The following is a 3,331-nucleotide window of genomic DNA, read 5'->3' as shown; positions in this document are numbered from 1 at the left end:
GAAGCCGCGCGCCTGCTGCAGGCCCTGGGGGCCGAGGTGAAGATCTTCGACCCCGCCGGCCTGCCGCTGCCCGATGGGGCGCCTGACGATCACCCCAAGGTGCAGGAGCTGCGCACGCTGGCCGCCTGGAGCGAAGGCATGGTGTGGTGCTCGCCTGAACGCCATGGCGCGATGACCGGGATCATGAAGTCGCAGATCGACTGGATTCCGCTCAGCGTGGGCGCGGTGCGGCCCACCCAGGGCAAGACGCTGGCGCTGATGCAGGTGTGCGGCGGCAGCCAGTCGTTCAACGCGGTGAACCAGATGCGCATCCTGGGCCGCTGGATGCGCATGATCACCATCCCCAACCAGTCGTCGGTGGCCAAGGCCTTTGCCGAATTCACCGACGAAGGCCGCATGAAGCCCTCGGCCTTCTACGATCGCGCGGTGGATGTGATGGAAGAGCTGCTCAAGTTCACGCTGCTCACCCGCGACGTGGCGCCTTACCTGCTCGACCGCTACAGCGAGCGCAAGGAAAGCGCGCAAGCACTCTCCCAGCGTGTGAACCAGCGGGCCATCTGACCCCCTCAGCGGTCGGCCTCCTTCATCCGCTCGGCCAGGTAGTCGAGAAAGCACCCGATCCGCGAAGACAGCTCGGTGTTGCGATAGAACACCGCGTGGATGGGCTGGCGCACCTCCACCGTCTCGCGCGGCAGCAGCGGCACCAGCGCGCCGCTGCGGCGGTCTTCGGCGGTGACGAAGTCCGACAGCGCGACGACGCCCGCGCCTTCCAGCGCCAGGCGGCGCAGCGTCTCGCCGCTGCTGGCCTTGAGCGCCGGCTGGATGTGCAGCCGGTCGCCCTGCGGGCCGCGCAGCGGCCAACGGTTCAAGGACTCGGGCTGTGTGAAGCCCAGCAGCCGGTGCGCCGGTCCGGTCAGCTCGGCCACCGTGCGCGGCCGGCCATGCGCCTTCAGGTAGGCGGGGCTGGCCAGCACACGCACCACGCTGTCGCCCAGCGGCCTTGCGCGCAGCGTGGAATCGACCAGCGGCCCGATCCGGATGGCCACGTCGGTGTCCTGCTGCAGCAGGTCGATCGGCAGGTCGTCGGTGTTCAGCTCCAGCTCGATCAGCGGGTACAGCGCCTGGAAGCCGGCCACCAGCGGCGCCACCACATGCAGCATGAAAGGCACGGCCGCATTCACCCGCAGGCGGCCTGCCGGCTGGCGGCGGCGGCTGGCCATCTGCTCCTCGGCCTCGTCCACCGCGGCCAGGATGGCGCGCGCCCGCGCCAGGAAGGCATGGCCCTCTTCCGTCAACGACAGGCGCCGCGTGGTGCGGTTGAGCAGCGTGGTGCCCAGCTTGTCTTCCAGCCGCCGCAGCGCGCGGCTGATGCCCGAGACCGTCTGCCCCAGCTGCTCGGCCGCGGCGGTGATGGAGCCGGTGTCCACCACCGTGCGCAGCGCCAGCAGCTCATCCAGCGTCGTCTTCATCCTTGACTCCTGCTCAAGGGTCTTGTGCCCGAGACCCCATTTTTCCGCAAGAACGCACAGCCCACACTGGCGGCCATTCGATCGCTTGCCTCAGGAGTTCCCCATGCCACTTGCCTTGCTGGCGCTGACGCTCAGCGCATTCGCCATCGGCACCACCGAATTCGTGATCGTCGGCCTGCTGCCCACCGTGGCGGCCGACCTGGGCGTGAGCCTGCCCTCGGCCGGCCTGCTGGTGAGCCTGTATGCGCTGGGCGTGGCCGTCGGCGCGCCGGTGCTCACCGCCCTCACCGGCCGCCTGCCGCGCAAGCAGCTGCTGCTGGGGCTGATGGCGCTTTTCACCGCCGGCAACCTGCTGGCCTGGCAGGCGCCGGGCTACGGCACGCTGGTGGCGGCGCGGGTGCTCACCGGCCTGGCGCACGGCGTGTTCTTCTCCATCGGCAGCACCATCGCCACCGGCCTGGTGGCCAAGGACAAAGCAGCCAGCGCCATCGCGCTGATGTTCACCGGCCTCACGGTGGCCCTGGTCACCGGTGTGCCGCTGGGCACCTTCATCGGCCAGCACTTCGGCTGGCGCGAAACCTTCCTGGCCGTGGCCGGCCTGGGGGCGCTGGCCTTCGTCGGCAGCGCCGTGCTGGTGCCGCGCCACATCGCCCACACGCCGCCCGCTTCGCTGGCCCAGCAGGCGCGGGTGCTGGCCGAGCCGCGGCTGCTGCTGGTGTATGCCAAGACGGCCATCGGCTACGGCGGCAGCTTCATCCCCTTCACCTTCCTGGCGCCCATCCTCAACGAGGTATCGGGCTTCAGCGCCGGCGCGGTGGCCTGGGTGATGCTGGTCTACGGCGTGTCGGTGGCGGTGGGCAACCTGTGGGGCGGCCGGCTGGCCGACCGCTGGGGCCCGATCCCGGCGCTCAAGCTGATCTTCGCGCTGCTGGCCGCGGTGCTGTTCGTCTTCAGCTTCACCGCGCACCAGCCCTGGCTGGCAGTGCTCACGGTGCTGGCCTGGGGTGCGGTGGCCTTCGGCAACGTGCCCGGCCTGCAGCTGTACGTGGTGCGCCAGGCCGAACGCCAGGTGCCCCAGGCGGTGGACGTGGCCTCGGGCCTGAACATCGCCGCCTTCAACCTGGGCATTGCCGGCGCCGCCTGGGCCGGCGGCCTGATCGTCGAGCACCTGGGCCTGATGCACACGCCCTGGATCGGCGGCCTGGTGGTGCTGGTGTCGCTGGCGCTCACCGGCTGGAGCGGCGCGCTCGACCGCCGCCAGGGCCTGCCCACCCGCCTGGCCGGCGCCACGGCGCCCGTCGGCCACTGACCCTCCCCTGCTTCCTCAAGGAACTTCCATGACCACCCTTCCCCGCTTCGGCCTCGGCACCTTCCGCCTCCAGGGCCAGACTGTCATCGACTCGGTGCTCACCGCGCTGGAACTCGGCTACCGCGCCATCGACACCGCGCAGATCTACGGCAACGAAGCCGAGATCGGCCAGGCCATCGAACGCAGCGGCGTGCCGCGCAGCGAGCTGTTCATCACCACCAAGGTGTGGACCGAGCACCTGGCGGCCGACCGCCTGGGCCCCAGCCTGCGCGAGAGCCTGGACAAGCTGCGCACCGACCATGTCGACCTGGCGCTGATCCACTGGCCCGCACCCGGCGGCGCGGTGCCGGTGGCCGAGTCGATCGGCGCGCTGCGGGCCGCGCAAGAGCAGGGCCTGACGCGGCAGATCGGCGTCTCCAACTTCAGCATCGCGTTGATGAAGGAAGCCATCGCCGCCGCCGGCCCCGGCCGCATCGCCACCAACCAGGTGGAGCTGCACCCTTACCTGCAGAACCGCCCGCTGGCCGACTTTGCGCGCAGCCAGGGCGTGGCG

The 3,331-nt window shown here is 70.6% G+C and carries 4 protein-coding genes; 3 read left to right on the top strand and 1 reads right to left on the bottom strand.

Annotated features, from left to right (window positions below):
* Positions 1-561: arsenical resistance protein ArsH (gene arsH, locus ABNT58_RS13590; protein ID WP_348754004.1), on the top strand; the 561-nt coding region annotated here is incomplete at its 5' end.
* Between the two features lie 5 nt (positions 562-566).
* Here arsH and ABNT58_RS13585 read toward each other — a convergent pair.
* Positions 567-1,469, bottom strand: coding sequence for a LysR family transcriptional regulator (locus tag ABNT58_RS13585; protein ID WP_348754003.1), 903 nt, complete (start codon positions 1,467-1,469; stop codon positions 567-569).
* A 103-nt stretch (positions 1,470-1,572) separates the two neighbouring features.
* Here ABNT58_RS13585 and ABNT58_RS13580 point away from each other — a divergent pair, with 103 nt between their 5' ends.
* Positions 1,573-2,778: an MFS transporter gene (locus tag ABNT58_RS13580; RefSeq protein ID WP_348754002.1), complete on the top strand. Its 1,206-nt coding sequence runs from the start codon at positions 1,573-1,575 to the stop codon at positions 2,776-2,778.
* Positions 2,779-2,806: 28 nt separating this feature from the next.
* The coding region (locus ABNT58_RS13575; protein WP_348754001.1) for an aldo/keto reductase at positions 2,807-3,331 on the top strand (525 nt) is incomplete at its 3' end.

It is taken from the genome of uncultured Aquincola sp., from assembly GCF_964001545.1.
GTDB lineage: Bacteria > Pseudomonadota > Gammaproteobacteria > Burkholderiales > Burkholderiaceae_C > Aquincola.
The sequence above is the reverse complement of the archived record's forward strand: the minus strand, read 5'-3'. Positions and strand labels throughout refer to the sequence as shown.

Coding starts and splice junctions, on each gene's coding strand:
- ABNT58_RS13585 (WP_348754003.1), bottom strand. CDS start 1,469: ATGAAGACGACGCTGGATGAGCTGCTGGCGCTGCGCACGGTGGTGGAC.
- ABNT58_RS13580 (WP_348754002.1), top strand. CDS start 1,573: ATGCCACTTGCCTTGCTGGCGCTGACGCTCAGCGCATTCGCCATCGGC.